This window comes from Phocaeicola faecicola, assembly GCF_013618865.1.
Taxonomy (GTDB): domain Bacteria; phylum Bacteroidota; class Bacteroidia; order Bacteroidales; family Bacteroidaceae; genus Phocaeicola; species Phocaeicola faecicola.
The window spans coordinates 1-25,171 of sequence record NZ_JABSOE010000004.1; the positions used below are offsets into that span (position 1 = coordinate 1).

26 protein-coding genes are annotated in these 25,171 nt (G+C 37.9%); all 26 read right to left on the reverse strand.

Going from position 1 to position 25,171, the window contains the following annotated elements; all coding sequences use genetic code 11:
- Positions 1-123: 123 nt before the first annotated feature.
- The 26 genes from H3001_RS01825 to H3001_RS01950 all read right to left on the reverse strand — a co-directional run bounded on the left by H3001_RS01825 (position 124) and on the right by H3001_RS01950 (position 24,854).
- Entirely contained in the window at positions 124-393 is a 270-nt protein-coding gene (locus H3001_RS01825) for a leucine-rich repeat protein (RefSeq protein ID WP_181213926.1), read from the reverse strand.
- Positions 394-494: 101 nt separating this feature from the next.
- Complete coding sequence (locus H3001_RS01830; protein ID WP_181213927.1) at positions 495-689, reverse strand: hypothetical protein; 195 nt, start codon at positions 687-689, stop codon at positions 495-497.
- A 41-nt stretch (positions 690-730) separates the two neighbouring features.
- Entirely contained in the window at positions 731-1,111 is a 381-nt protein-coding gene (locus H3001_RS01835) for a hypothetical protein (RefSeq protein ID WP_181213928.1), read from the reverse strand.
- A gap of 4 nt (positions 1,112-1,115) precedes the next feature.
- Positions 1,116-1,568 carry a hypothetical protein gene (locus H3001_RS01840; protein ID WP_181213929.1) on the reverse strand — a complete coding sequence of 151 codons (453 nt, stop codon included), beginning with the start codon at positions 1,566-1,568 and terminating at the stop codon, positions 1,116-1,118.
- A 32-nt stretch (positions 1,569-1,600) separates the two neighbouring features.
- Positions 1,601-2,035: a YkvA family protein gene (locus H3001_RS01845; protein ID WP_181213930.1), complete on the reverse strand. Its 435-nt coding sequence runs from the start codon at positions 2,033-2,035 to the stop codon at positions 1,601-1,603.
- Positions 2,036-2,062: 27 nt separating this feature from the next.
- The gene (locus tag H3001_RS01850; RefSeq protein ID WP_181213931.1) at positions 2,063-2,377 is read right to left on the reverse strand and encodes a hypothetical protein; all 315 of its coding nucleotides are present in this window, start codon (positions 2,375-2,377) and stop codon (positions 2,063-2,065) included.
- Positions 2,378-2,746: 369 nt separating this feature from the next.
- Entirely contained in the window at positions 2,747-3,925 is a 1,179-nt protein-coding gene (locus tag H3001_RS01855; protein ID WP_181213932.1) for a hypothetical protein, read from the reverse strand.
- An 11-nt stretch (positions 3,926-3,936) separates the two neighbouring features.
- Entirely contained in the window at positions 3,937-4,185 is a 249-nt protein-coding gene (locus H3001_RS01860; RefSeq protein ID WP_181213933.1) for a hypothetical protein, read from the reverse strand.
- Positions 4,186-4,193: 8 nt separating this feature from the next.
- A complete protein-coding gene (locus H3001_RS01865; protein ID WP_181213934.1) occupies positions 4,194-5,267 on the reverse strand; it encodes a radical SAM protein in 1,074 nt (357 codons plus the stop codon).
- Positions 5,268-5,272: 5 nt separating this feature from the next.
- Positions 5,273-5,857, reverse strand: coding sequence for an MORN repeat-containing protein (locus H3001_RS01870; RefSeq protein ID WP_181213935.1), 585 nt, complete (start codon positions 5,855-5,857; stop codon positions 5,273-5,275).
- Positions 5,858-5,909: 52 nt separating this feature from the next.
- A complete protein-coding gene (locus H3001_RS01875; protein ID WP_181213936.1) occupies positions 5,910-8,648 on the reverse strand; it encodes an ATP-binding protein in 2,739 nt (912 codons plus the stop codon).
- A gap of 6 nt (positions 8,649-8,654) precedes the next feature.
- Positions 8,655-10,688 (reverse strand): Hsp70 family protein, encoded by a 2,034-nt coding sequence (locus tag H3001_RS01880; protein WP_181213937.1) that lies wholly within the window; start codon positions 10,686-10,688, stop codon positions 8,655-8,657.
- A gap of 4 nt (positions 10,689-10,692) precedes the next feature.
- Positions 10,693-11,571 (reverse strand): hypothetical protein, encoded by an 879-nt coding sequence (locus tag H3001_RS01885; RefSeq protein WP_181213938.1) that lies wholly within the window; start codon positions 11,569-11,571, stop codon positions 10,693-10,695.
- 2 nt (positions 11,572-11,573) lie between these two features.
- A complete protein-coding gene (locus tag H3001_RS01890) occupies positions 11,574-11,801 on the reverse strand; it encodes a hypothetical protein (RefSeq protein ID WP_181213939.1) in 228 nt (75 codons plus the stop codon).
- A 4-nt stretch (positions 11,802-11,805) separates the two neighbouring features.
- Complete coding sequence (locus H3001_RS01895) at positions 11,806-12,891, reverse strand: RNA polymerase sigma factor (RefSeq protein WP_181213940.1); 1,086 nt, start codon at positions 12,889-12,891, stop codon at positions 11,806-11,808.
- A 496-nt stretch (positions 12,892-13,387) separates the two neighbouring features.
- Positions 13,388-14,560, reverse strand: a complete 1,173-nt coding sequence (locus H3001_RS01900) for a WG repeat-containing protein (RefSeq protein WP_181213941.1) — start codon at positions 14,558-14,560, stop codon at positions 13,388-13,390.
- Positions 14,561-14,695: 135 nt separating this feature from the next.
- A complete protein-coding gene (locus H3001_RS01905; RefSeq protein ID WP_181213942.1) occupies positions 14,696-15,328 on the reverse strand; it encodes a vWA domain-containing protein in 633 nt (210 codons plus the stop codon).
- A 50-nt stretch (positions 15,329-15,378) separates the two neighbouring features.
- A complete protein-coding gene (locus H3001_RS01910; protein WP_181213943.1) occupies positions 15,379-15,777 on the reverse strand; it encodes a zinc ribbon domain-containing protein in 399 nt (132 codons plus the stop codon).
- 294 nt (positions 15,778-16,071) lie between these two features.
- Entirely contained in the window at positions 16,072-16,620 is a 549-nt protein-coding gene (locus tag H3001_RS01915) for a hypothetical protein (RefSeq protein ID WP_181213944.1), read from the reverse strand.
- Between the two features lie 81 nt (positions 16,621-16,701).
- A complete protein-coding gene (locus tag H3001_RS01920) occupies positions 16,702-17,232 on the reverse strand; it encodes a hypothetical protein (protein ID WP_181213945.1) in 531 nt (176 codons plus the stop codon).
- A 26-nt stretch (positions 17,233-17,258) separates the two neighbouring features.
- Positions 17,259-19,127: a RelA/SpoT family protein gene (locus tag H3001_RS01925; protein ID WP_181213946.1), complete on the reverse strand. Its 1,869-nt coding sequence runs from the start codon at positions 19,125-19,127 to the stop codon at positions 17,259-17,261.
- A gap of 178 nt (positions 19,128-19,305) precedes the next feature.
- On the reverse strand, positions 19,306-19,740 hold the full coding sequence (locus H3001_RS01930; RefSeq protein WP_181213947.1) for a YkvA family protein: 435 nt from the start codon (positions 19,738-19,740) through the stop codon (positions 19,306-19,308).
- A gap of 466 nt (positions 19,741-20,206) precedes the next feature.
- Complete coding sequence (locus H3001_RS01935; RefSeq protein WP_181213948.1) at positions 20,207-22,624, reverse strand: TonB-dependent receptor; 2,418 nt, start codon at positions 22,622-22,624, stop codon at positions 20,207-20,209.
- An 11-nt stretch (positions 22,625-22,635) separates the two neighbouring features.
- The gene (locus tag H3001_RS01940; RefSeq protein WP_178245181.1) at positions 22,636-23,604 is read right to left on the reverse strand and encodes a FecR family protein; all 969 of its coding nucleotides are present in this window, start codon (positions 23,602-23,604) and stop codon (positions 22,636-22,638) included.
- A complete protein-coding gene (locus H3001_RS01945) occupies positions 23,601-24,167 on the reverse strand; it encodes an RNA polymerase sigma factor (protein ID WP_181213949.1) in 567 nt (188 codons plus the stop codon). The genes H3001_RS01940 and H3001_RS01945 overlap by 4 nt, the downstream gene beginning before the upstream one ends.
- Before the next feature lie 54 nt (positions 24,168-24,221).
- Positions 24,222-24,854, reverse strand: a complete 633-nt coding sequence (locus H3001_RS01950) for a hypothetical protein (RefSeq protein WP_181213950.1) — start codon at positions 24,852-24,854, stop codon at positions 24,222-24,224.
- Positions 24,855-25,171 lie beyond the last annotated feature (317 nt).

Here is a 25,171-nt window from a genome sequence, read left to right on the forward strand (position 1 = left end):
CGGTCTTGTAGAGGAACCACAGTCTTTCAAAATCTTTTTCGCTAAACATAATCTTTCAAGTTTTAAGTTTAGCACGAAGGTATGGGAAAGAAACATGCTAGTCAATACGCCAATTTTGGAAGCTTACATATATCTGATATTAATACCGGACATTTTTATCTTTTTCAGATTCTTACATCCATAAAAAGCATATCTACCTATATATTCTATAGTATCAGGTAAAATAATCTCTTCAATATTTCTACACCAGTAAAAAGCAAAATCGGATATATATTTCACACGGTCCGGAATTCTTACAACTCCATTAACTACTTTTGAACACATAATTATTTTTTGCCTGTCACCGGAATATAATATAGAATCTTCAAATGTATAATCCACTTCATCCATCATACTGACTTTCATCTACAATATATGAATCAAATCACAAACATATATCTATAATCCTTGTGATTCAAAAACACATTCACGCTGGATTATTTTCTTGATATTATTTACTCAATATTCACACTATGAGCTTCATCTACTCCATCAATACTATCTATAAGGGCAACAATATTATCTAATTTCCCTTTTGAATGTGCTTTAAAATCAATGTAACATTCTACTATCCTATCTACAGTTTCAGTGTGCAGACAATCTATAAACAGTTTAAGTTTATCCGTAATACATTCCACCACATCACTCATCTATTCATAAAGGAAGATAAAAAATATAATATCTTCAGAAATTAATCATCCATAGCGTTAAGATTTACTCTCATTGTCTGCTTTACTTTTTCGACATAAGAAGGATTACGTAACATTTCTATGCACTCAGATTTTGTTCCGGCGAAATTCAAGCATGAAATCTTATATCCGCTTTTTAATGTTCCAGAGACTTCAAGATATCTTTTATCATTATTCCCGCCCTCAATATAGATACTGCAGACATTCAATTGCCAATATGTTATATCAAGTACTCCGGATTTATCCTTAAACTCTACCGATTTTTTTGGGAACAATCCTGTTTCGGGAACATCTCTTTCCGCTTCCAACGCTAAAGATTTTGCCACAGCACTAATATCTTCAGTCATCTCCTCAATATATGGCTCACATCTTTCACTATACATAAGATTATAGATTTTGTAGCTTAAACGATACTAATATTCCCTCTTCCTCAGCCTTAAATGAGATATCACTACAGTGGTTTATCAACTGATTAAAATTATGGATATCCATATTCTCAGCTATTTTGTCAAGATGAAGTATAATGATTTTAGTTTCTTCGTTCCACGAGAGTAATTGGGAGTTGTCGATAATATTTCCTAAAAATTTTCTAACACCAGAGAATAACATTTCCATACCTAAAGACATGGTATATTTCAACTTAATATCCATTCCTTGTATTTCCTCTATTGTTATATTGACTTTAATATCTTTTTCTATTTGTCCCAATAGAGGTATTCTGACAGACAAAGTATGTTTTACGGTCACGGTTCGTTCATCTTTAAATGATAAAATTATATTTTTACCGGTCTTCGTAAAGACAATATCCTGGATTTCAGGATAAGAGATAAATGCTTTCATAAAATTCTACTATTAACTTTTTAATCTACTAATTATTGGTTTATTATCTCATATTCACATCCGAACCATTCATCCAAAGTCTGATTGACTTTCATTTCAATATCAGCTGTGATACTACTTTTTATTTTATTATATACAAATAGCATTGCGGCACCTTCATCAAGAATACCCAATAACTTATATACAGCACTTGGAATCAGACTTACCGGAGAGACTATATATATAATGGCCGTATAAATCAAAACTCTATCCAATGTTGTAGTCTTATCATCCGATAATACGAAATAAAACTGTAATAAAGGCTTAGCAGCTGTTCGACCTACCTTTTTAGCATAAGGTTTTAATTTTTCATACAAATCATGACCTTTTTCTTTCCAATCTACATCCTTTACTTTTTCCAATAAAGAATCAATGTTTTTGCCCATAATCAAATAGGCTAAAATCGTAATGCAAATAATTGTTGTCATAAAAAACTTGTTTATGTCATTTTTTTCTTATCCACCCCATACACATGAAACAGAATCCATCACAATTTTCCAAGCATATTCTTCTGCAACACTTTTTTCTACAGTTTCAAGACAATTAAATCGTTGTTCCAATATATAAATCAATGGCGAAACATCCAAGTCTGTCATTTCTATACGAAAAGCAAGTCCTACCAACATCTTTTGTGCAGGAACCTCAAAAGGAAAACCATTATCTTTTAGAGATATCCATTCATATGGTAATATATACGTTCTACCATGCCATGCAATAAGACGTTGCTTGACACTTTGAGCTATTTCATTGAATATAAATTTGCCATCCATTTTTACTATATCTAATCAATCAGGTTTAAAACCTTATTATGCCTTTGTTTCTGTTAATAAAGTAATCCATGATAAACCCACAAAGGCATATTTTACCCTATGCCGACTTTCACATTTACTATAATTTTTGCTTTTAAGGGTTAATTTTGAGAAACCATTAAAGCAATAATATAAAGATTTATTTTATTACCTAAGAAGGTCTGATTATATCATCATAGAGATATCCGTCATGTGTAAAAAGAGGTGTTGTCTATGCAAAAATCCTATTACAATTATTACATTGACTTTTTAATAACGGCTTTATTCTGCACCCCTTTATCAATTAATTGATTACAAATAGGGTATTTCATTTTTAATTACAAATCAGGTTTATTTAATATCTTTTATAGCCATAGTATACCCGGAAAGCAAATCCGTGTAAGTATACTTAAAACCTGTTGCTCTCCTTTGTTCTGTGGTTGTTTCATGAAGTTTGGCATTAAATCCACTAATAGAATCATGTACAAACAAATTATCTGTCCAATGATCTTTATAAATCTGTATATTCTTCATTGGAATCGGATCAAATGTTTTTGTATCTTTCCAATCTAATATCTTATAACTTTTCTCATAACCTAAAAATTTATCTTCTAACTCGATTTCACCTAACATACCCATCTTTGCACCATAATGAAGTGAACGTATTTCTTCGTCTGTAAAATGAGTCTCTAATGGGGGTAATTTCATATTTACGGACATCTCCTTATCATTCAATGATGCACCCTTCATATTCTCCAAAGAAGGTTCATACTGACGAGAAGCGCGAATCTCTGACTCAGACTTAATTATACCCTTATCTTCCAACTTGGAAGTAGTCTCAGATGTAAAATTACGCGCATCAACCTCTACCGGCTGCTGTTCATATAATATAAAACCTATATCACGTAATTGTCCCTTATTATTGGGAGCATATATTTTTTGTCCATGATATTGATAATACCCCCACACAGGATCATAGAAATTTTTCTCCCATGTTTTTACTTCACTGGCAGACTCATGAATACATTTTACATCTACATTATAATGCTGATATGCATGCCTTCCTTCATGTATAATAGTTTCAATTACCAAACGATGTGCTTCAGGAGTATTCAGGCCTACAATTTTAGAATTCAACGCAATCCTTCTTTCTGGAGCACATTGATATCCAAGATCTCCTCCTCCCATTTCTTCAATACCAACAGACAAGGCAGGACGATGTTCTATCTCTGCTATTTTCTGTTCAACTCGATTAAGAACCTCAGTTCTTTCTTCAAGTGATAAGTTTGTCCAGTTTTCATATCGAAATTCACTGACTGTTTCAAGATAATCAGCTATTCCTTCAGTCATTTCCAAATCTGTAACAAATTCCGTTTTTTCTAAACCTGATTTAAAGGATTCTACAGATTCTTGTGAATCTGATTTAAAATCATTTAAGTCAGGTTCTACAGCTTCTATAGGTTTTGATATGTTCTCTGTTTCCGCCCATTCCGGTGTTTTCTCTATACTTTCAAAATCTTCAAGTCCCATTTCCTAATAAATTATTTATGATAATTACTGCCACAACCTCCCATACATCTACATTCGTTGATAATACTATAGTTACTACCACAACCGGTCATACAGGGGCATCTGCTCATTTCCATTTGAGGTTCTTCAATGTCATCTATAGTTTCTGAAACATCTTCGTTTTGTTCTATTGGCTTAATTTCATTGTTATCCTCTAAAGCTGAAGCCTCTATTTGTTCCAACTTCTCGAGATTTTCATAATTTTCATAATTATTATCCATAACTATTCTTATTTTATTAAATTGACAATTTGATTAATTCTATTCAAAGTTCTTACATCGTTATTATTCATAGCTTTACGCATTTGGAAATGAACATTTGCTACAAATAAGATCTTAAATGCCTTGCAGTGAAAAGCTGAGGATTGAGTTACATCTCCTGTACACAAATAATTCATACCGTAGCAGTGCGAACAAAGATTGTATAACAAACACTTTCCACAAATGGATGAGACAAATTGCTGATGATTGTGAAAATCATAAAGAAGATTACTCTCATTTGCTTTATCAACAGGTAATGACACTGGAGAGAATAAATGACACGCATATTCCTTGCCTGTCCAATCAATACATATTAAATCTTCACCACATCCACAAGTTTTAGCTGGTTTTGCAGTTCCTACATCAGATAAGTTCAGTCTCAGCATTGAGAAAGGAATGATATCAGAATTTTCAAGATAATAATCTGCCAACTTCCTTAAAGCATATTTATATTCCAACAATGAATCTTTATTCCAGTGAACAGATGGTCCCATAGCCAAATCTGAAGTAATATATCTGAATCCTGTAGAATGTAAAAATTTCACGCCTTCTGCCAAATGACCTACAGTAGAAGGCGATATAGTCATTTTTACGCTTTGTTCCGGCCATGTAGCAGCAAAAAACTTCAGGTCAACTTTATGATACGAATCCGACCTATTGGTATTTTGCATTACCTGGTCACCATCAAAACTTAATCCTAATGTGAATCGCTTTTTATTTGAGTCAAACCACTCTTTCATTTCATCATTCAGCAAAGTTCCATTTGTAGGAGCAAACAGCATATTATCACCTTTATCAAAACCATTATCCCAAAGCCATTCAGAAACTTCCCTTATTAAGGAGAACTCCAATAGCGGTTCTCCTCCCATAAATTGTATTTCTACAGGAGATGTTTTACCAAAACTATTTAAATATTCTGATATCAGTTGCTTGGCTTTTGATACAGACATTTTAAAGTTCTGGGTTTTAGGTTCATAACAATAACTACAATGTAAATTGCATTTATATATTATCAGCAACATTATGCTTTTACGCTTGATCATAGTAACTACATTTGAATTCCGTTTACATATTCAGAGATTTTTCCATCTGGTGATATGACAATACCATTATAAAGTTTCCCATCTTTAAAGGTTCCCTCGTACCACTTACCGTCTGGCCAATAGTATTTACCATATCCTTCAATTCTTCCATCAACAAATTCTCCATCATACTTTTCACCGTTTTCTTTATGAAATACCCCGCGAAGTTTTTTGTCGAATCTCCAAAGACCATGATAACAATCCCCATTCGCATACCAGCAAACGCCGTTTCCAGTACGGAAATTATTTTGCCATTGGCCTTCATAAACATCCCGGTTCTTATATTCCATCCGCCCTACACCTTCACGACATCCTTTAACGAATTGACCTTTGTAGAAAGCGTTATATGTTTTTTTCCCATTATCATAAAAATAATATTTACCTTGCCCATCCATCAAACCGTTCATCCAATCTCCATCATATTTATCACGGTTTGCAAAGGTCATTATGCCATAACCTTCCTGTTTTCCATTGACAAACTCTCCTGAATATTCTGAGCCATCACTAAATGTATGAATGGCCTTTCCTGTAAATTTCTGTTTTTCTTCCATATTATCACTATTTATTAGTATAGACTTTCTTCTCGGTTATTTTCTATCATTATCACTTCATTTTATTTATTTGAGCCAGATAGATGTCCGCACAATCACTGGATGCCACATTTGCACTATTCAAACCAGCTAAAACAGCTTGACCTATAGACAATTTAGCTATCACCTTCTGTTGAACTGAAGTAAGACCAATACATTCGGCCATTCGCTGTGAATCATCTGCCGCTACCAACTTATGTATAATTTTTACGTTAGTATTCTTAATTGCATCTTCAATGAGCCTTGTCGGAACCTGATCTACTATCATCATTCCCTGGCCATATGCCCGAACCTCAGACAAAAAGTTACTGAACATCAATCCGGATTTATATTGGGGCAATTCCGGATTCAGACATTGTGCCATAACTCTATGAGCTTCTTCTACGACAACCAGATGACGACACACATTGTCATTGAATGAATAATTCTTAGCTTCTGCCTCCGCTATACGATATTCATAAAGGAATTGAAGCAGCAAAGACATAATAAATGCCCGGTCCTGATCATCTCCCGCATACGACAAGTTCATCACACATGGAGAATCAAACAATTCTTCCCATGTCAATTTGCTGTCTTTCCATTTCTTATCCTGTTCATCCCATATAAGTCCTGAAATACCAGAATTATCTAATAATTCTTTCTTCCATCCATACATCAAACTACGGAATCGGGTTCTGAGAGCTGCTGATATATTTTGTGTGTTTTCCCTTGCATATCCTAAATTAGTCATTAAACGATCGATAAACTCGTCATTTACATCTGATAATCTAGGAAATATTTTCTTTCGTATTGTCATTTCATATCCTGGATCTGACTTATCAATCCAAGGACGTTTATTCGTGTATAAATCATATAACAAGTGTTCCATTATTACAGGAAGTATATCCTGCATCGGAAAAGCACTAGCAAATGTTGCCTTTAATCTATCTATATGGGATAATACCCTCGGTTCATTCCCTTCTAATGAAATGATTTCAAAAGGATTAAAACGTAACTGATCAGGATACCTCCTACCCTTTGAATAGTACTCACAGCCAGGTATAAATATCTTTATTTTTTTCTTAGGATCTGTGATTGATTTATTATACCCAATAGCCCAATCGACATATTCTGTCTTGGCAGGTTCTATCACAAAGAAAGGTCTATCGTTCTTCATAAATCCTTCCAATACGCTAAGGATCGTATTGGTCTTTCCACTGCCGTTCACGCCACATACTAATGCATGGCGAGAAAGAGTATCAATTGGTAATTTAACATCAATGTTAGAGGTAGAGCCACTATATACAAGATGTCCGATTTCAAGCGTTTTAGTTCCTTCTTTTATTCTTTGCGGGGTCAAACTAAAGTTTGTTGAATAATCAACCACAGAAATACCAGGAACACTTCTTTGTGGTAGATTAATAAAACACGAAAGCTCTTCTGTAGTCAAGTAAGTGGTTAGGCTTTCAGCCTTTTCTTCAAAATTGTTCTTAATGATTTCGCCACTATTAGCAACTAATTGGAAATTTGGAGCACATAAATCAGCTACTGCAGTTTTGATTGCGGTTGCAGTTTCATCATCTTTTTTGTTTATCAATGAAGATAGATTGTGAATTCTCATTGGCTCCAAAGAAGTATCCTTTCCACTGACAACTGCCTTTAGCTGCATAGCTGCGCTTTGACAGACATAAGCGTCTTCTGTTAATAAGTACACTCCTGTTTCCCAAATTCCAGTTCCCAATCCTTTTTCAAAACGCGATGCATGCTTGCTCATTATGCCAGCTGCATGTTCCGCGTTTTTATTAACCATGGTCATGGAAGCGCTTGCAGAATTTCCTAATGTGTCAGATCTATTTTCATTATGGTTAGTACCTATTGTATTTCCTTGGCTAATAGTCTTGGTGGATTGGTCAACAAAATCACCCAGTCCAATAGTACACATTAATTTTGACCAAAAATGGTGCTTTTTACCCTTACGATTAACCGCAGTGGATTGACTTTCTGTAACGGATTGTGAAAAACCGTCGCTTTCACCAATCGTAGTGGACGCATTGTATGTTTCAGTAAGATTTTTCGTTTTTATTGACTCAAGCTTGCCGGCCATCTCAATACATTTTGTCATTATACGATTGGCTGCATTTTCGTCAAGTGGATCAGCAACAACATAATATACAAACCTCTTACTGCTCAAGGGTCCGACTAAAGTGTCAATTGCTGATATAGATTCTTCGCCCTCCTTACCCAAGAAAGATGGAATGCCTGTAAAAACAGACAAATGCCTCAACTTTTTCCCTTTGATGTCATTTTTTACTTCTTCTACAGCATCATTATCATTGCCAATGTATTCAGCCTTAGTACCGGGCAATATGTTACTAATAAACGAAGACAGGGATTCTGTGAAGATTTCTCCATAATTGCCATTCATGTCTAATTGACGTACACCTAAATACAGAGATCTTTTTCCCCCATCACCTCGAACCATAAAGATAATTTGGAATGTTTCCGGATTATGACAGGAGAAAAGTGCTTTCTGAATAGCATTATAATATTGATGACTTGAAAATTCATGGCATACTCCTACTTGACCAATCTTTATCCATTCGATAGGAAAATCCAAATATCTTGCTTCTTTACATGACAATGCGACCAGCGAGTCACCATTAGACACATCCGCCAAGATGTCCCGCTTTGAAAGATACTGGACACCAGCAACAAGATTCTCCGCAACCCATACCTTAGGAACGGTTATTCTTTGTATAGCTATTTCGCACATATAAAATCAATTTAGCATTAATCGTACCTTATCCACTTGTTCACGTATATAACGAATAGCTTCGTCTTTAAAGGTCTTATTTATTTGAGATTTTAAAGACGAATCATTTTTAAGTTCCTCCTTTATTTTACTTTCAATTCCATTTTTATATGCCGATTTATTCTCTATAAATTTCGAATAAACAGCCTGACGCCTTTCCTGTGACAATTTCGTATCTTTGTCTCGCCAACTTGGCATTAGATCTTCAGACACCTCATTAACAACATCCCCGAAATCAACACTCCATTTATCAGATTCTTTTTGTGTGAAGACATCATGGATTTCACCTGCGACTTTTGCTATTGTACCTATGACTAATGAACCTACTCCACCAGCTATTGTTCCTACCACTTTCGCCGTGCCTTCAAAAAAACCTTCGGTAATGGAATCAACACTATCCGAAACGATATTCCCGTAATGGCTATCATTTACAGATAAACTGACAGAAATGTATCTCGAACTTGAAATGTCCTCAATTGTTCCGTCTGGGAAATATTCCCCGACAGTTTTATTCAAAGTAGGTAGTATATTTGAATTTACCTCACTTCTTAATACTTCTTTGAATTTATCTGATAAAATCGATGAAAATGATACGCTTTTAATAGCAAGCCCGATTCGAGACTCCAAAACGGAAATGTTTACATTTGATAGCTGGGTAGAGAAAGATTTATATTTTTCTTCTATTTTATTCACTAATTCTGAGGCCATCTGACTAGCTGCAGCGTCAATTACACATGTTGATATATCCTTAGACAATGAACTATCCGCCTCCATTTTTTTTAACATTGCAGAAGAACGCAAATCTGCTCTACCTGCAAGTGCAATTCCATTGGATATGCTTACAGAAGGATCTTGCTCACGATAGAATTCACCTTGATAATTAAAGACTTCACAAACAATATCATTTATGAAATCCATACGAGAAGCACCTCCCGTAAGAAAAACCAATTTTATTGGATGGTTGTTTAAATGATTGTCTCTATAATCCTCAAAACATTTTTTTATGCTACTTTTATAAGAAATAAGCATTTTATTAATATCATCATCCGAATAATACTTTTCTATTCCGCCCGATACTTTACCCCCTGAAAGTTTAGTAGCACTTAAAGAAATCTCGAGTTCTTCCGCATTGAATTTATAGAACTTCTCTTTAGCTTCCCTAATCCCAAGCTTCAGGGCAGAACTTGTAGATTCCGAATCTTCACAACATTGCTTTGCCAACACATCATCTTGTATTAAATTGTTGTAAATCTCATCCTCAACATGATATGCACCGCAATCATCTCCGCCATCTTCCGGCTTTTGGACATATTGTGAATAATAAGTAATATCTACAGTGCTAGACCCAAAATCAATCAACAAGATACCGTCTTTTATCGAAGACTTGCTGTTTGGATTATAGCGTGCTTTTATAAAAGCTGCTCTAGATTCTCTTATTATACCTATATTCCGTTCGTCAATTTTAGCTAGCAGTAAGCCTGCGTCTAATGCAATTTCTGCATATTTCTTCAACTCTTCGTTTGTCCACTTTTTCGCATTTGAAGGACATGCGATGTAAACAATATGATTATTATCCGTCAATTCGCTTCTTTGCTTACGTATCTGCAAATATATACCACGCATGAACTGCTTCATGACTTCAACAGAACCATCCTTTTCCATTAAAGTTGGTATCTGTTTAAAATAACTATAATAGCAAGACTTGTTTGACGGACTTACACCTTTCTGACGATGTTTGTTTCCATATCTTTCTATTGCTTGTTGTCCAATATAATAAGTTGATGTTGGTTCGTTGTTTATGTCTGTTCCATATTCAACAAGCAAAACTGATTTTGTGGCTTTCTCACCATTGAAAATTTCTATAGTTTCAGGAGAAGCCAAATTAAGAAAGTTGTCATCCCATTGTATGTTACATATATCTGCTGAAGTTTCCCCGTGGCCAAAATCAATTCCGATAATGTACTTGTGTGTATCTTTATTTGGTGTAATAAAATTACTCATATTGTTATTTGTTTATTGGGATTAAACATTCACCTTTTATAAGAAGATTTCCATTCTCAAGTATGGCGGCTTTAACAAGAGTGCACTCTGAGACGTGCTCACTTTCTGTCTCTACATAATAACCTGCTGTTGCTTCTGTATAATCAACAATTTCGTAATGATGGTTTTTCAATGTTCTATATAGTTTGTCAATCTCCAGTTGAACATCAGTTGGAACCGACAATCCTTTGAGTGCAACAAACATTGAAGCAAATCTATCGAGCAATGGACGGTACTCTGTTGCCAATGTAACTGTAGGAAGACCCTCGTATGACTGTTTCACTTGGTTGAGACCTGCTCGATAATTACCAATTATTTCATCAATAGTAGCACAAATATTTTTCAGTGTTGCTATGTATTTTGTTGCATCAATACGAACTTGGGATTGTTTCTTTCTATTAGACCTCTGTCCTTTATTCATATATAATCCGAGAGCACATGCTGCAATAGTGAGAAGGACACCTCCCCATGTTTCTTTAAACAACAGACTACCAATCGCACCTCCAACTGCAGTAAATCCAATGGTAGAAATGGTTTCTTTGTCTTTCAAAATTGAAGCCCCCGATTTATGATTGACCTCTTTTACATCATCTCCCAAGGCCAAAGTACAACTCTTGAACATTGGCATCTGGAAAGGTATCATTTTAAGAACAGAGTTCAACATGGCAACTTCGCCCATTGTAAGTTCCTTTTTGTATTCTTCTACACTTACTTTGTTAACAAAGAAGTTTTTCATGAAAGTCTGAAGTTTTTCTTTATCTCTAGGCAGAATCATTGTAGATAATTCAGAATAGAAGTCATGCTCTTGCTTTTCAAAAAGCCCTAATAAAGTTTGCTGTTCCATATTTATTTAATATTAATGTTATAATCGTTATAATTTGTATTGAAGTCTATATTTTCATTGAACTCATGTCGCATTTCTTTAATTTCGTCCATTGAATCAATTTCTGTCATCAAATTCATCATATCAGAAAACTCTTCACTTTCAGACATACTGTCTAAAATCATACGGTCCTCATCAATAGTTGTTTTCCCGGCAAAATATGCCGACAATATGTTATTTGTAATTCCCATATATCTACTTTTTGAAAATTAGACTTTTAAGTTCCTTTAATGCGTTCTTCTTCATCTTCTTGAAATCTGTTTCCGTTAGAGCGTAGCGAGAACGAACAGTATCATAATCTTCTTTCCTTATGAATATAGAAAGAAGTATTTCGCGAAATCTATCACAGTTTACTTTCTTTATGTAATAATCTATATTATCAACATCTTTGAAATATAAGACTAAGTCTCTTAGCTGTTCTATAGCACGAAGCTTAATATTATAAATATTAGAAACAGATGTATTTAAGGCTTCTGCAACCTCTTCATAATCTTTATCTTCTAAAAAAAGTAAACTAAGCACGATACGGTATTTTTCATTTGGCATTCTATCAAGATACGATAAAACATCTATTCGTACTTCACTTTTCTGATGACTATTTTTGTCAGCAACAATTTTAGTCGCAACTTCTAAACCAACTTTTTCTTTTGATTCAACACGAAATATATCATCATAGTAATCAGAAAATTCGTTTTGGACAATTCTGTTTAAACGTTTTATTGATCTTCGAGATAAAGGAACAAGTTTATCTCTTTCTGTTCCAAGGTGATTTGCAATAGATTCAGTATCCAATTTATCTATATAGCGATACCATAAATATTTTCGGCATATTGCAACATCAACACGCAAAAACATTTCTTGAGCCAGACCATTTTCAATTAAATATTCAGGTATGGAAAAAACATTTTCACACGGTGTATAAAACAACCTGACTGCGATTGTTTTTATATAATCAAACAAACTGGTTCTGTAATCAAAAGATTTAAGAACATGCCAATAATCTCCAGCAGCATTTGGTTTCTTCAAATGAATATATAGTTCATTGACTAATTCATCATAGTCTGCACTATTATCATATATAATCCATATTATCTTGCTCAAAAGCGGACGGCACTTATCATGAATAAAATGATAAGCAAACTGTTCGTCATTACAAATCCGATCAACCAATGCTTTATCACGTTGATTTGTTTCACTTTTAGAAAAACACTTTATGCCATGAGAAATATTGCTTACCCCCATTCCTCCACCACCACTTTTTCTATTTTTTTCAAGTAACATTCTATTTCTGTCATTTTATATTTATTAATTAGGATAATCGTCAATAAAGATAATAAATATAATTTCATTAAACAATTATAAAGAAAAAAAAATCACATAGGCAGTGAAGACTTTACATTTAGACAAAAAAACATCAAAATCCAAAACAAAACAATACTATGCCATCTTGAAATCATCCTTGATATAAGTAAACATTATTTAAAAACATATTATAAGATATTACAAATAAGCGAAAGATTAAAAGTAATAAAGAAAAGTTTATGAAATATAAAAAATCCCCTCCGAATTTCTACTGCCCCATTTCACCCCACCCGATACTACTTCAGTCAACACCGGAGGTCAACGTGGTCAACACCGAAAAAGCTCCGAAAAATCAACGTAAAAACGAATCAATGTAAAAATGGAGAAATCTGTCAAGACACTCCATTTTACAAAACCAACTAAAAGATATATTCTTTCAAGTCCATTATTCCAAATTTTATACCTTCCCTAACTCCTAATGTACAACCTTACCCTGATCATTAATAATTACTCCACCAGGTTGACAAAGATACAGATTTTTATCAATAGCCATAATTGAGGTATATATTGGCAAAGTTACTATCTTTCCATTTCGATTCAACAATCCATAATAATCAGGCTTGTTATAATTCTCACTTTTAACCAAATATTGCTGACAGTTGGCAACCCCATAAATTTTATTATCTGCAAACTCGCCATCATCAGACTTCGGATCATTGCGAAGCTCCGCTGTTTCATACTGCATGTTGCTTATCTCATCAATCACAAAATCACTTACTACATTACCTGCATAGTCATATTGTCTGGCAATATGATCGGCACAGCGGACCTCAATAATACTGTCATTTATAGAAATTGCAGTATTCTCAACAGGGAACATGAGCTCCATTTCAGCCGTATATAACCCGACATATCCATCTCTTTCAACTTGCCAAAAGCCTTCATTATTAAACAGGTTGTCATATTCTGCATTCAATACCCAGTTACCAGCCCGGTCAATTAATCCCATTTTACCGTCAACCGGATTTTTTATCATACAGTATCCATTCTTGAAAGCATACTTAGGATTATCAAAATATACCTGAAAGTCCTTATCAATCACTACCTTTCCAGTATGATCAATGAACAGCAACTCTCCATCTTTCTCTACAGCGGCCAATCCTTCCGAAAATACCCATGCACGGGTATATATTTCAGGAACAGCAACTTCACCGGTAAAACGATTGATATATCCACGTTTACCATTTCTTGCATATACAGCCAATGAATCCTTATCTTCGGATATTACAAGCCAGTCTACATCTTCAAGAAATACCTTTTCTTTTTCTTTATCATACACTCTGTTTTTTTCGGAATAGTACATTTCCTGAAGTACTATATGATTACTGATATACCTCTCTTCCCAAACCCTCTCACTAGTGCGTGGTCTTATAAGTTTCTCATATACAACACCCTCTGCAAAAGCATACAAGATACACCCAGTAAACAGTACCATCAGGATGGTCACGCACGATGCAAAAATCCGTTTCACGATTTTGCCAAATGGAGTCTCGTCCTTATAGCCGAACAACCCCAACACCCACATCACAGCTTGCCACAGCCCGCCAAACAATGTAGCGAAATACTCCCTAAAAGTTACTTTTTTCATTGTTTCTATTATTAAATTATCATTGATAAATACCCCGTTGATGCCTTATCGGTTTCAACACATATGTCTTTCGTCAGAAATAACTCTCTACCTTTAATTTAATCAGATTACTTCCTCACAACACTTTAATCATGATTAATCCTCATTATCAAAAAAATGTTCGTTTTCAGCCACAGCATCAAAGTCCGGTTTAGACATACGAGAGTAAAATCTGTCCCTACTCTTATTAACACGCACGCACATGTCCATTGTATCCTTTGGAGTAGTGCGAAATGTCATCGTATTGGTAATGGAAATTGTCGCAGCCACCTGTTCCACATCCTGATTGGCCCCAATATATGCAAATACCCATCCCTTGCCTTTCAATTCGTCTATCAATGCCTTGATGGCCTTTCCATCATATTCCTTTGATGCATTTTCATAGCCATCAGTAACCACAGTTACGAGTATACGGTCATTTTCAGCCACTTTCGGACGGAGAACATTGAGTGACAGCCCCATCGCATCATATAAGGCTGTGCAACAATCCGGACAATAATCCTCAGATGTAAGTTCCTTGACTTCAACAGCCGGAACGCAATCATATACCGTCTTGACATTATCATTGAATGTTACAAGCGATACAAAATGCTCCTGATCAGCGTTTTTCCTTTCCGCAGCACGAATGGTCTGTACGGTCTCATTCACACTATCAACAGCCTCTTTCTTGATACTCTGCATCGAACCACTCTCATCGAGAATGATAAGATTAAAAATTCTTTTTTTCATATTCTACTTTTGGTTATACAATTTTCAAACTAAAAATGGCCAACAGCACATCAATTATTACCATAAACTACACTTTCAGCTATGGCTACAGCCTTCTCATCCAATTTCGACTGTCTGATCATACCCCATATTTGTGCCACCACCACTGGTGAAAACACACATACTGTAAGAAGAGTCGGAATAAGTTGCTGTTTTACAATACTTACACCTGCTTCAAAATCAATGTAACCTTTACTGTTAGGCTTCATTATCACTTTTAATGCAGAACGTAATCCAATAGCAGCCTTGAAAACCCCTCCTTTAGTAATATATATTTCATTACCTTTCGCGGGATCTACGATACGAACCTCAAATCCGTCTGCAATAAAGGATTTACGAATTTCTTCTGCGATATATGGAATCCTGGACGGATTGCCATATATAATTTTATTACTTTTAAATGCTCCCATGATAAATGTTATGTTTTTCTGTTTTTTTATATAGAGTGGCTTCACTCTGTAAAACTATCTTTACAATGCTATTTTCTTATCAACAACACGTTTTCTTTGTTCCTTTATGATAATAGAGTAAAAAATTATTGTTTTCTATCATCTGTTTTCACAATATCAGCAAATAATAAATCCCCTTGACTGAAGACTGGGATATAACCATCTTAATATCAAGAGGATTTACATGTTTACTGATTATTATAACATACTGCAGACAGCATCTATAATTTTAATAATTCTCATGGAAGCATCCTGTCATACATAATGAAAATTATGATAATTGAAATCAGTCAGCGGCGAGTGAACATCGTCCAAAGCCAATATCCTGGATGGAATCTCATACAATGCAGTATCTTCATCCAACAGAAAGCGGAGGCGTTTTGCCAGTTTTACATTTTCTCTGTCCAGTTCCTCCTGCGAGGTTTCAATACCATACAGTAAAGCCTCACTCATTTCAGTAATAATCATTCCCGTAAACAAGCCATGAAGTTTTTCAGCTTCAGCAAAAAGATTGGCATTACACCATATTGCCACAATATTGCAACCATGCTTTCGGAGATAATAAGCATGAGGATGATATACCATCAGACGATCAAAAATGTCACAACTATCATCGACACGGGAGAAAAGCCCTTTATCAGAACCATGTCCCAAAATCATTATGCGCTCATTAGATGGGATATGATTCAATACGTGACTGATTTCGGCTTTACTGTAACTTTGATCGACATAAGTATGTTCAACCCCTTCATAAAGGACAGAAAGCATATTCGTCGTCTTATCTTTCGGAGGTATAACCAACATAACAATCTTGATTTAAGCACATTAATATTAAAAACTATGAACAATCGCTACGTTATACATTTTCTTCGTTACGAAGTAGAATTATTTCCTCTCAGCTCTCAGTTCCCGCAGGTATCTTCTTATATCATCCACCGGACGAAAAGGCTCAATTATATCAAGGTTGGTATCCATAATTGCATAAATAACTTCTTCATCATTATCTTCTCCGCCAAATCCGTCTGAATCCTCAAAATATCTTCCTTCAGGATATATCACCCATGAAATGGCAGAAATCCCATTCTCAAAGCCATCGTAACGGTTCAAGGCTCCGTATCTGATACACTTATTCCTGGCATTATCATAACCATAACGACATTTCTTTTCTATCAATTCGAAATCAATCTCTCTGTCATCAACAAGCATAAAACCATCTTCAGTTGACAGTTTTCTGATCTTGCATATCTTTATATTGGCTATAAACAGTTCATAATTACGCCATTCTTCTCCCCAGAACATAGCCATACCATCCCCCACATATCTTCCTTCACGTCCTGCCAGTTCAGGAAAACCCATTACCCTAACCTTCTCATTCTCATTATCTAAAACAAATTTTATTTCATTCTGTTCCATCATACAAATAAATTTACTTTATCCCACTTTCATCCAATATTTACACCATAAGCCTCATCCACACCGTCAATGCCGCTTATCAAAGTAATGACATTATCCAGTTCTTCTCTTGAATGCACCTTAAAATCAACATAGCATTCTACTATGCGGTCCCTGTTTTCTGTATGCAGACGGTCTATTGACAACTGTAGCTTATCGGCAATACACCCCACTACATCACTGAGCATATGATACCTGTCCACACCCCTGATCTGAATCCTTACAGGATACAGGAACCGATTATCTGATTCAAAATTTACAGCCACAATAGAATCTCCCTGCCTTGAAGCCATTCTTATGGCAGCAGAACAGTTCCGTGTGTGCAAGGTAATCCTTCCGCTGTCATCCTTAAATCCAATGACCTCATCACCGGGTAAGGGATGGCAACAATTACATCTATTATATTCCAGAGCCGGCTGATTATGAAAAAACTGGCGCAAATATCTCTTAGCTTTATAGGTCTTGACACAGTCAAACCAATCCTTATCCGGCACAGATTGCTCATTTGTTCCAATCTCTACACAATCGCCACGGTGTAACTCCGTCTTTACGGACGATAATTTCCCGTTAATCCTGGCATATACAGCCTTTTCTCCAATTTTACTATGAATCTCATATGCAAAATCTATAGCCGATGCACCTTTAGGAAGAATGATTCCTCTGCCCGCGGGAGTAAAAACCATAATATCATCATTGTAAAAAGAAGATGTCACACCATCCATGTAATCCATCTCGCTATGATATGCCACATCCTCAAGTACAGCCTTAAACTTATCCAGCCATGCCTTCAAATTCGATTCCGTACGCTCTGCAGCACATCCCAATCTTGAGTTACGGACCATTCTTTCAGACGAGATATGTATCTCTTCCCAATTTCCATTCTCGCACAGCAGTTTCAGATGAAAACTCTGATACCCGTTTTCTTTAGGAGCATTAATATAATTGGATACACTTCCCGGCTTTTCCTTAAAATAATCGGTAAGAACCGAATATATCTTTAAGCTGATATACTTCTCCTCCTTAATATTCGCTGCTTCATATACAATTCGCACATAGTGTTTGCCATCCACATGCTGGAAATCACACTCTACACTATTCATCTTCCTCCAGATACTATAGGGCATACGGTATCTTATCTCCGTTCTGGCACGAATATTATTTTCTTTCAGAAGACTTTCAATTTTAGTCAGAAAGGCATCAATACGGCTTTGACAGGCAGCTTTCTCCTTTTCCATAAGGTTTTCAAGAAAATAATATTCCCTTGGACACCGGAAGCGGAAAGAGAGGTTTTCAAGTTCCGTCTTCACATGATACATTCCGAGCCGGTTGGCTAGTGGCGCATAGAAATAATCTGTTTCTCCCGCTATTTTCATCTGTTTGTCCGGCTTCATGCTTTCCAGCGTACGCATATTATGCAGGCGGTCGGCAAGTTTAATAAGAATTGCCCTGACATCGAATTGTACGGAAGCCAGAATTTGTCTGTAATTATCAATCTGCTTGGACTGATTATACTCGGATTTCTTCTGCTTGGTTACAACACCTACCAGGAAAGCCACATCTTCGCCAAACCGTTCTTTAATGTCATCCAATGTATAAGGTGTATCTTCAACCACATCATGTAAAAAAGCAGCCATTATAGGATTGGCACCTAATTCAAACTCCTCAGCCACAATGCGTGCAACTGCTATGGGATGAATAATATACGGTTCCCCACTTTTCCGCATTTGTCCTTGATGGGCTTCTTTTGCCAACATATATGCAGCGACTATGCACTCCATATCTTCCGATGTCATTTTTTGCTTCAAGTTTGAAAAAAGTCCCTGGACATAGTCTTCCAATAAATATGCATTTGCTTCCATATTTCTATTTATTCTTCCTTTTCAATATTATGTAAAAACAGTCCGAGTAAGTCTGCATAATTATTGCAGGCTACATAAAGTTATCTTTTTCCCTGTTTTTGAAAAGACAATATCCTGTATTTCAGGATAGGACATAAACACTTTCATAAGGCTCTATTTCTGCTTCTCAAACAATTAATTATTGGTTGATGATCTCATATTCACAACCGAACCACTCATCCAAGGTTTGATTGACTTTCCTATTAATTTCAGGCGTTATTTTACTTTTCACCTTATTGTATACGAACAATACCGCAGCACCTTCGTCAAGCACTCCCAGGAACTTATACACCACACTGGGAATTAAACTGACCGGAGAGATTGTATATATGATAGCGGCATAAATCAATACTCTATCCAGGGTACTCGTCTTATCATCCGTTAATACAAAATAGAACTGTAATAAGGGTTTAGCCGCAGTTCTGCCTGCCTTCCTGGCATAAGGTTTCAGTTTCTCGAATAACTCGTTACATTTTTCTTTCCAATCTACATCTTTTACTTTCTCCAGCAAGGAATCAATGTTTTTACCCATAATCATATAGGCCAAAATCGTAATACAAATTATTGTCATCATAAAATATAAAATTGTTGATTCAATGATATAGAGTATAAATTAAGTGTAAATATATCATTAATAAGAAATATTTACACAAAAAAGAAAAAAATTATACACATATCTAATTCTAATATTCATTCAGCTGACAAGAGACATAAAAACAGTCAACCGCTCATCGTCAGATTATAGATTACCACATCAGAAGAAACAAAGACAGTAAAAATATCCCCAAAAAACAAATATGTCAACCGACCAATAAATAAAAAGAGAAAAACAAAGAAGGCAACATCAGTCAGCAACGGAAATCATCGGCTCAGCACCTCAGTTTTATTAATCAGCGTCGCTGATTAATAAAACCACATCAGTCATCCAATTTAAAGATAAGGAGTTTATGAAATAAAATAAAGGTCCGGCATCTTATTACCGGATATTTTGTAAAAAAGAATACGGTAAAATCACTAATCAGACAAGACAATGAGTACGTTTAAAATCTTAAACTGAAGCTGCCATACGGAAGGCAATGACGGTCCAGATAGATGGAATAAAAATTAATGACGTCTTCTTCGGTCGGATTTCCTACGATATTATACAAGCCCAGGCGGAAAAGAAAGAGTTTCCCGCCAAATGACTTCCGGAAAGAATAACTGGCATCCAGACGATAAGAGAAAGGCATCCTCTCCGTACGGAATGTTTCGGAAGGAAGGGATTCAAAATCGGGAGCATCGGTATTTCTGACCCGTCCCGACCGGCAGATACCTCCAAGCGACCAGGAAGATACCTCATTATACTTATAAGACAAAGCCAGGGTCAGCGAATGAGGAATATCGTACAGCGAAGGCATTTTCCCCCGTTCTTTCAAATTCGGGAACCATTCCCGACTTCTTCCATAGGCATAGGATGCCTGAAGCATCCAGTGCGGCCAGTTCCGGTAACCGTACAGTCTGACCCCATAACTCTCTCCATCACCAACCATCACATACTCCTCCCAGCGGTTGTCCGAAGGATATACTTCAGGTTTCAGCGCCACCACATTCCTCCGGGTCTTGTAGTACACAGCACATTCCAGTTGCCCACTCTCTCCCAAATGCTTCCAGCCCATCTCATAGTGTTCGGAAGTACGGGGCCGATACCCGTCAATACTTGGCATACGGAAATCGGTCGGCAAAGCCGTATTGTCCAGACGGACCGTATGATAGAACTGTTCCATCCGCGAGAAGTCGGCATAAATCAAATCCTTTTCTCCCAAAGTATATTTCAAGGACAAACGGGGCTGTATACTGAAATAGTTTTTGCTGTTCCGGGGATCATATCCCACTCCATTGATACCGATGCGCAGGAAAAAACGGGAAGTCAGACGAAGCTGGTTCTCATAGAACAGGGAGTACTGCCCGATCCATTCGTCCCGCTCCTCCTCCGTGCCGGAACCGAACGAAGGCAAACGGAATTTTTCAAGAGACGCACGTACCCCCCAGCGCGCCTCGTACATCTCATCTGCATGGAAATAGAATTCGGATGAGACGTTCCATGTGCTTACCCGATTCACGATAGCCGTTTCCAGATCCAGTCCCAGGTAAGAGCCATCTGCCCAGTCGGTACGGTCTGTCCAGGAAACAGCCGTTGTATTTTCCATCTTTCTCCAATTGGTCCGTAACCGCAACTGATAAATCTGGCTGTTCCATTTCAGGATGGGTGTCTCAGGGTCATCATCGGTCGGAATATGAAACTCATCGCGTGCCCGGTACATCAGAAAATCCAACGAACTCTTTGGAGAAAAATCATATGAGAGTTTCAGGTTGAAATCATAAAAAGAATGGTTCATGCGGAACTCCTGCGAAAGCAGTTCGTCGAAAAGATCCATCCAGCTCCGTCTTCCCCCAATGGCATACGACAGTTTGTTCTTGATCAGAGGTCCTTCTATAAACGCAGACACCGCCGGCATATCCATCGAAACCGTATGCCGGAACTCCTGTTTGTTTCCATCTTTCAGCGCCACCTCGGTAACGGAAGAAATCCTTCCCTCAAAACGGGTCGGAAAGAAGCCTTTGTGAAAGGTCACACGCTTCACTGCATCCCCGTTGAATACGGGCAAAGCCGAGTTGATATGACCAGGATGGTAAACCGGTACCCCATCCAGCAGAATCAGGTTTTCATCTTCGTTTCCGCCATCAACCTGAAAATTTCCCCCGGCTACCCCACCGATTACCCCAGGCAGCACCCATATTTGTGAGAACAGGTTGCTGCTGCTGAACGACAAGGAATTGGAGGGTGTACACTCCCCCATTTCCTCCAGTTGCCGCAACGGACGCACGGTCACCTCGCCCAACTCATACCACTGCGGTTTCAGGCGGACATCCGTCCACCGGTTGGCATGCACATATACCTCCGATTCATGGGTCCGGTATCCCATATACGAGACCTTCAGATGGTATTTTCCCTGTGGCAAGGCCAGCCGGTAAAAACCGTTCTCAGAGGTCACGGCAGAATACGTCTTTCCATCGGCTCCTTCCAGCCACAGAACAGCCCCATACAGTTTCTCACCACTTTCTTCTTCCCGTACCATCCCCGACAGTTCATATTCCTCGGGAGGAAGAACCTGGATCAGCAATTTACGGGAAGGAACTTCCATGGTCTGAAAACGATAGCCACTCAGCAACTGCTTCAGGAGCTCACCGACCGTAACCGTTCCGGCCGACCGGACTTCCACTTCACGGGAAAGCGCTATCTGAGCAGGATTATACGCCAGTCGGATGCCTGCTTCCTTTTCAATCCACTCAAACCAGGCCATCAACGGCTGTTTCCGGGACTGCACCGTAAGCTCACAGTCTGCCATCCGCCCATACGACACAGTTTCCTGTGCCTGGAGCATATCCAGACACAGGAAACTGCATAATATTATTTTCATCCAGAGAAACCTCATTTTTCAGACGACAAAGTAAGCATATATTTTTTCCCGGGGATAACCGTCTGCCATTGACAGCGGCATAAGAAAGCCAGTTCCGAAAGTATTTCCTCGGGCCGGCCGAGCTCCATGCGGGAAGTAATCTGATTCGACTCCAGTCCTTCTGCCACCCGGATTTCAATTCCCTCACGCGATTCAATCAGCTGTACGGCTTCCAGCAAAGGCGTCTGACTGAAATACAATATCCGGCCACGATTGGCAAAGACGTCGGACGGACGAGTGATGGTAGCTTTGTTCATGCTCAGGCCGTCACATTCCACCCGCTCATTTTCTTTCAACACCACTTGCTGGTCGTCCAGAGAAACCCTTACCTTCCCTGTCTCTACGTAGACTCCGGAACGGTTCTCGTGCAGCGCATCCACCAGGAAGGACGTTCCCAGTACCTCCACTTCCAACCGGCCACTCTTCACGACAAAGGGCTGCTCCGGGATGCGGCGTACACTGAAAAATGCCTTGCCTTTCAGGTCTGTCTTCCGCTTTCCAGACGACTCCGGCGACTGATAAGCCAATGAGGCTCCCGGAAACAATACCACCTCTGAACTGTCGGGCAACCAGATACGCTGTTCCACGCTGCCATTGTTGGCATATTTCAACAGTTCCTCAGATTGCTGTCCTTTCCACAGAAAGAAGGGTGCCATTACCAGCAAAGAAACCAGCACTGCGGCAATCCCGTACACATAGGGGCGAAACTTCATGGACCGAACACCTCTCTTTTCCAGTCTGGGTTCGAGCCTCTTCCAGGCCTGCGAAGCATCAAAGTCCCGTTCGGGTGCCAAAGGAGTCTGAATCAGTGCCTTCATACGCCGGTACTCCTCCTCATGAGAAGCTATCCATTCCTGGAGTATCCTCTCCTCTTCCATTCCTACTGATTCACCTGCAAAATGGCGGGCCAACAATTCATCTATCAAATCTTCCTTCCTCATTTCCATGTGATATTAGCAATCATTGAACATATCCAACCTATACACAACCAAAGATAGGGGTTTTCCTTTACATACTGCCTCAAGAGGCGGATGGCCTTGGTCATCTGATTCTCGACCGTTTTTTCCGAGATGTCCAGCGCCTGGGCAATTTCCCGGTATTTCATGTCCTGCTGTTTAGCAAGCAGGAAGACTTCCCGGCATTTGGGAGGCAGCACAGACAAGACCTCCTGCAGGAAATCCGTCATAGACCGTTGCTCCCCTTCATGATCGGAAACGTCATCCTCCACCGCAGGCAATACGGACAAATCCTCGAAAGAAACCGCCGCATTGCATTTTTTCCGGAGAAAAGAAATGCATCGGTTGCGCAACGCAGTCGTGACATAGGCAGCAAACTCATCCTCCGGCAGACTGTCTTTCCCACTGTTCCAGACACTGATAAACACCTCCTGCACCAGATCCTCACACTCATCCCTGTCTGCCACATAGCCATAAGCCAGGTGGCAGAGTCTGGAATAATGTTCACGGAACCTGGATTCAAATTTGTCTTTCCTGCTTGTCATCATGATTGTCTTCAATACTAAATAAATCGGAAAGTCTCTCCCTCTGCGGGATATACGTTAAAACTTCAAGCTCAAACCAGCAGTAAGATAGCCTTTATAGCCCAGTCCTACTTCTACAAAACCTCCTATGCAGTTGTTTCCTACACGCACAGCTATCGGATTGACCTGATAGGCAAAAGCACATGACAGATCGGCTTTCTTGCGTGCAAGGGACTTGCCTTCTTCGGTCAGTCCTTTTTCTGAATGACGCAACAGGTTAACTCCGGCAGAAGCTGAGCCATAAAGTTCCAGCAGTCCCCGCTTGTAATAGACAAAATCGGCAGCCGGCAACACCATGAAGTTCAACTCACGTTCTTTTACTGCAGGCGACTCACTTCCATTGGGCTGCAATTTGCTTTCTACAGTAGCAAAGGCAAAATCACCACCCACACGAAAACGGTTCAAGGCATAACGATAACCTACTCCATATACCAGGGAGGCACGCTCATCGACTCTCTTATTGCCTAGAATTGCATCAGCCAGTCCGACGCCCAGTACACTGGAAATTCCCAACGTAAGTCCGTCACTTACCGAGAAACGGATTTCATAACGGTTGTCGGAACATACTTCCTGTTTTCCTGAATTCTGTGCCTTTACTACATTCAAGCCAAACACTACACACAAAGATAATACAATAAATCTGAATTTCATACAGTTCTGTTTTTTAGGTAAATAATTAAAAATTCTCTCGTTTTCTATTTAAGTAATTCACTCCTATAACGCAGCCGGTATGAAATCCCCCTATGCCAAATCAAAAAAAATCGGCAAAATCTTCAAAAAAATAAGGCACAATTCTTATCATATTGATTTTCAGACAGATATTCCGATTTATAAATTGAAATTTTTACCCGGTATACAAAAAAAGGACCTTGTCAATCTCCACTTGGAACAATGACAAGGTCCTTTTACATGAAAATACCTGCAGCCCTCTCTACACTGCAGGTATTTCCCTCCTTCTATTATATTCA

Coding starts and splice junctions, on each gene's coding strand:
- H3001_RS01830 (WP_181213927.1), bottom strand. CDS start 689: ATGAGTGATGTGGTGGAATGTATTACGGATAAACTTAAACTGTTTATA.
- H3001_RS01875 (WP_181213936.1), bottom strand. CDS start 8,648: ATGTGCGAAATAGCTATACAAAGAATAACCGTTCCTAAGGTATGGGTT.
- H3001_RS01850 (WP_181213931.1), bottom strand. CDS start 2,377: ATGGATGGCAAATTTATATTCAATGAAATAGCTCAAAGTGTCAAGCAA.
- H3001_RS01900 (WP_181213941.1), bottom strand. CDS start 14,560: ATGAAAAAAGTAACTTTTAGGGAGTATTTCGCTACATTGTTTGGCGGG.
- H3001_RS01890 (WP_181213939.1), bottom strand. CDS start 11,801: ATGGGAATTACAAATAACATATTGTCGGCATATTTTGCCGGGAAAACA.
- H3001_RS01880 (WP_181213937.1), bottom strand. CDS start 10,688: ATGAGTAATTTTATTACACCAAATAAAGATACACACAAGTACATTATC.
- H3001_RS01950 (WP_181213950.1), bottom strand. CDS start 24,854: ATGAAATTCAGATTTATTGTATTATCTTTGTGTGTAGTGTTTGGCTTG.
- H3001_RS01935 (WP_181213948.1), bottom strand. CDS start 22,624: ATGAAAATAATATTATGCAGTTTCCTGTGTCTGGATATGCTCCAGGCA.
- H3001_RS01930 (WP_181213947.1), bottom strand. CDS start 19,740: ATGATGACAATAATTTGTATTACGATTTTGGCCTATATGATTATGGGT.
- H3001_RS01835 (WP_181213928.1), bottom strand. CDS start 1,111: ATGTATAGTGAAAGATGTGAGCCATATATTGAGGAGATGACTGAAGAT.
- H3001_RS01865 (WP_181213934.1), bottom strand. CDS start 5,267: ATGATCAAGCGTAAAAGCATAATGTTGCTGATAATATATAAATGCAAT.
- H3001_RS01915 (WP_181213944.1), bottom strand. CDS start 16,620: ATGTTGGTTATACCTCCGAAAGATAAGACGACGAATATGCTTTCTGTC.
- H3001_RS01885 (WP_181213938.1), bottom strand. CDS start 11,571: ATGGAACAGCAAACTTTATTAGGGCTTTTTGAAAAGCAAGAGCATGAC.
- H3001_RS01925 (WP_181213946.1), bottom strand. CDS start 19,127: ATGGAAGCAAATGCATATTTATTGGAAGACTATGTCCAGGGACTTTTT.
- H3001_RS01845 (WP_181213930.1), bottom strand. CDS start 2,035: ATGACAACAATTATTTGCATTACGATTTTAGCCTATTTGATTATGGGC.
- H3001_RS01940 (WP_178245181.1), bottom strand. CDS start 23,604: ATGAGGAAGGAAGATTTGATAGATGAATTGTTGGCCCGCCATTTTGCA.
- H3001_RS01870 (WP_181213935.1), bottom strand. CDS start 5,857: ATGGAAGAAAAACAGAAATTTACAGGAAAGGCCATTCATACATTTAGT.
- H3001_RS01855 (WP_181213932.1), bottom strand. CDS start 3,925: ATGGGACTTGAAGATTTTGAAAGTATAGAGAAAACACCGGAATGGGCG.
- H3001_RS01895 (WP_181213940.1), bottom strand. CDS start 12,891: ATGTTACTTGAAAAAAATAGAAAAAGTGGTGGTGGAGGAATGGGGGTA.
- H3001_RS01910 (WP_181213943.1), bottom strand. CDS start 15,777: ATGGGAGCATTTAAAAGTAATAAAATTATATATGGCAATCCGTCCAGG.
- H3001_RS01945 (WP_181213949.1), bottom strand. CDS start 24,167: ATGATGACAAGCAGGAAAGACAAATTTGAATCCAGGTTCCGTGAACAT.
- H3001_RS01905 (WP_181213942.1), bottom strand. CDS start 15,328: ATGAAAAAAAGAATTTTTAATCTTATCATTCTCGATGAGAGTGGTTCG.
- H3001_RS01920 (WP_181213945.1), bottom strand. CDS start 17,232: ATGATGGAACAGAATGAAATAAAATTTGTTTTAGATAATGAGAATGAG.
- H3001_RS01840 (WP_181213929.1), bottom strand. CDS start 1,568: ATGAAAGCATTTATCTCTTATCCTGAAATCCAGGATATTGTCTTTACG.
- H3001_RS01825 (WP_181213926.1), bottom strand. CDS start 393: ATGATGGATGAAGTGGATTATACATTTGAAGATTCTATATTATATTCC.
- H3001_RS01860 (WP_181213933.1), bottom strand. CDS start 4,185: ATGGATAATAATTATGAAAATTATGAAAATCTCGAGAAGTTGGAACAA.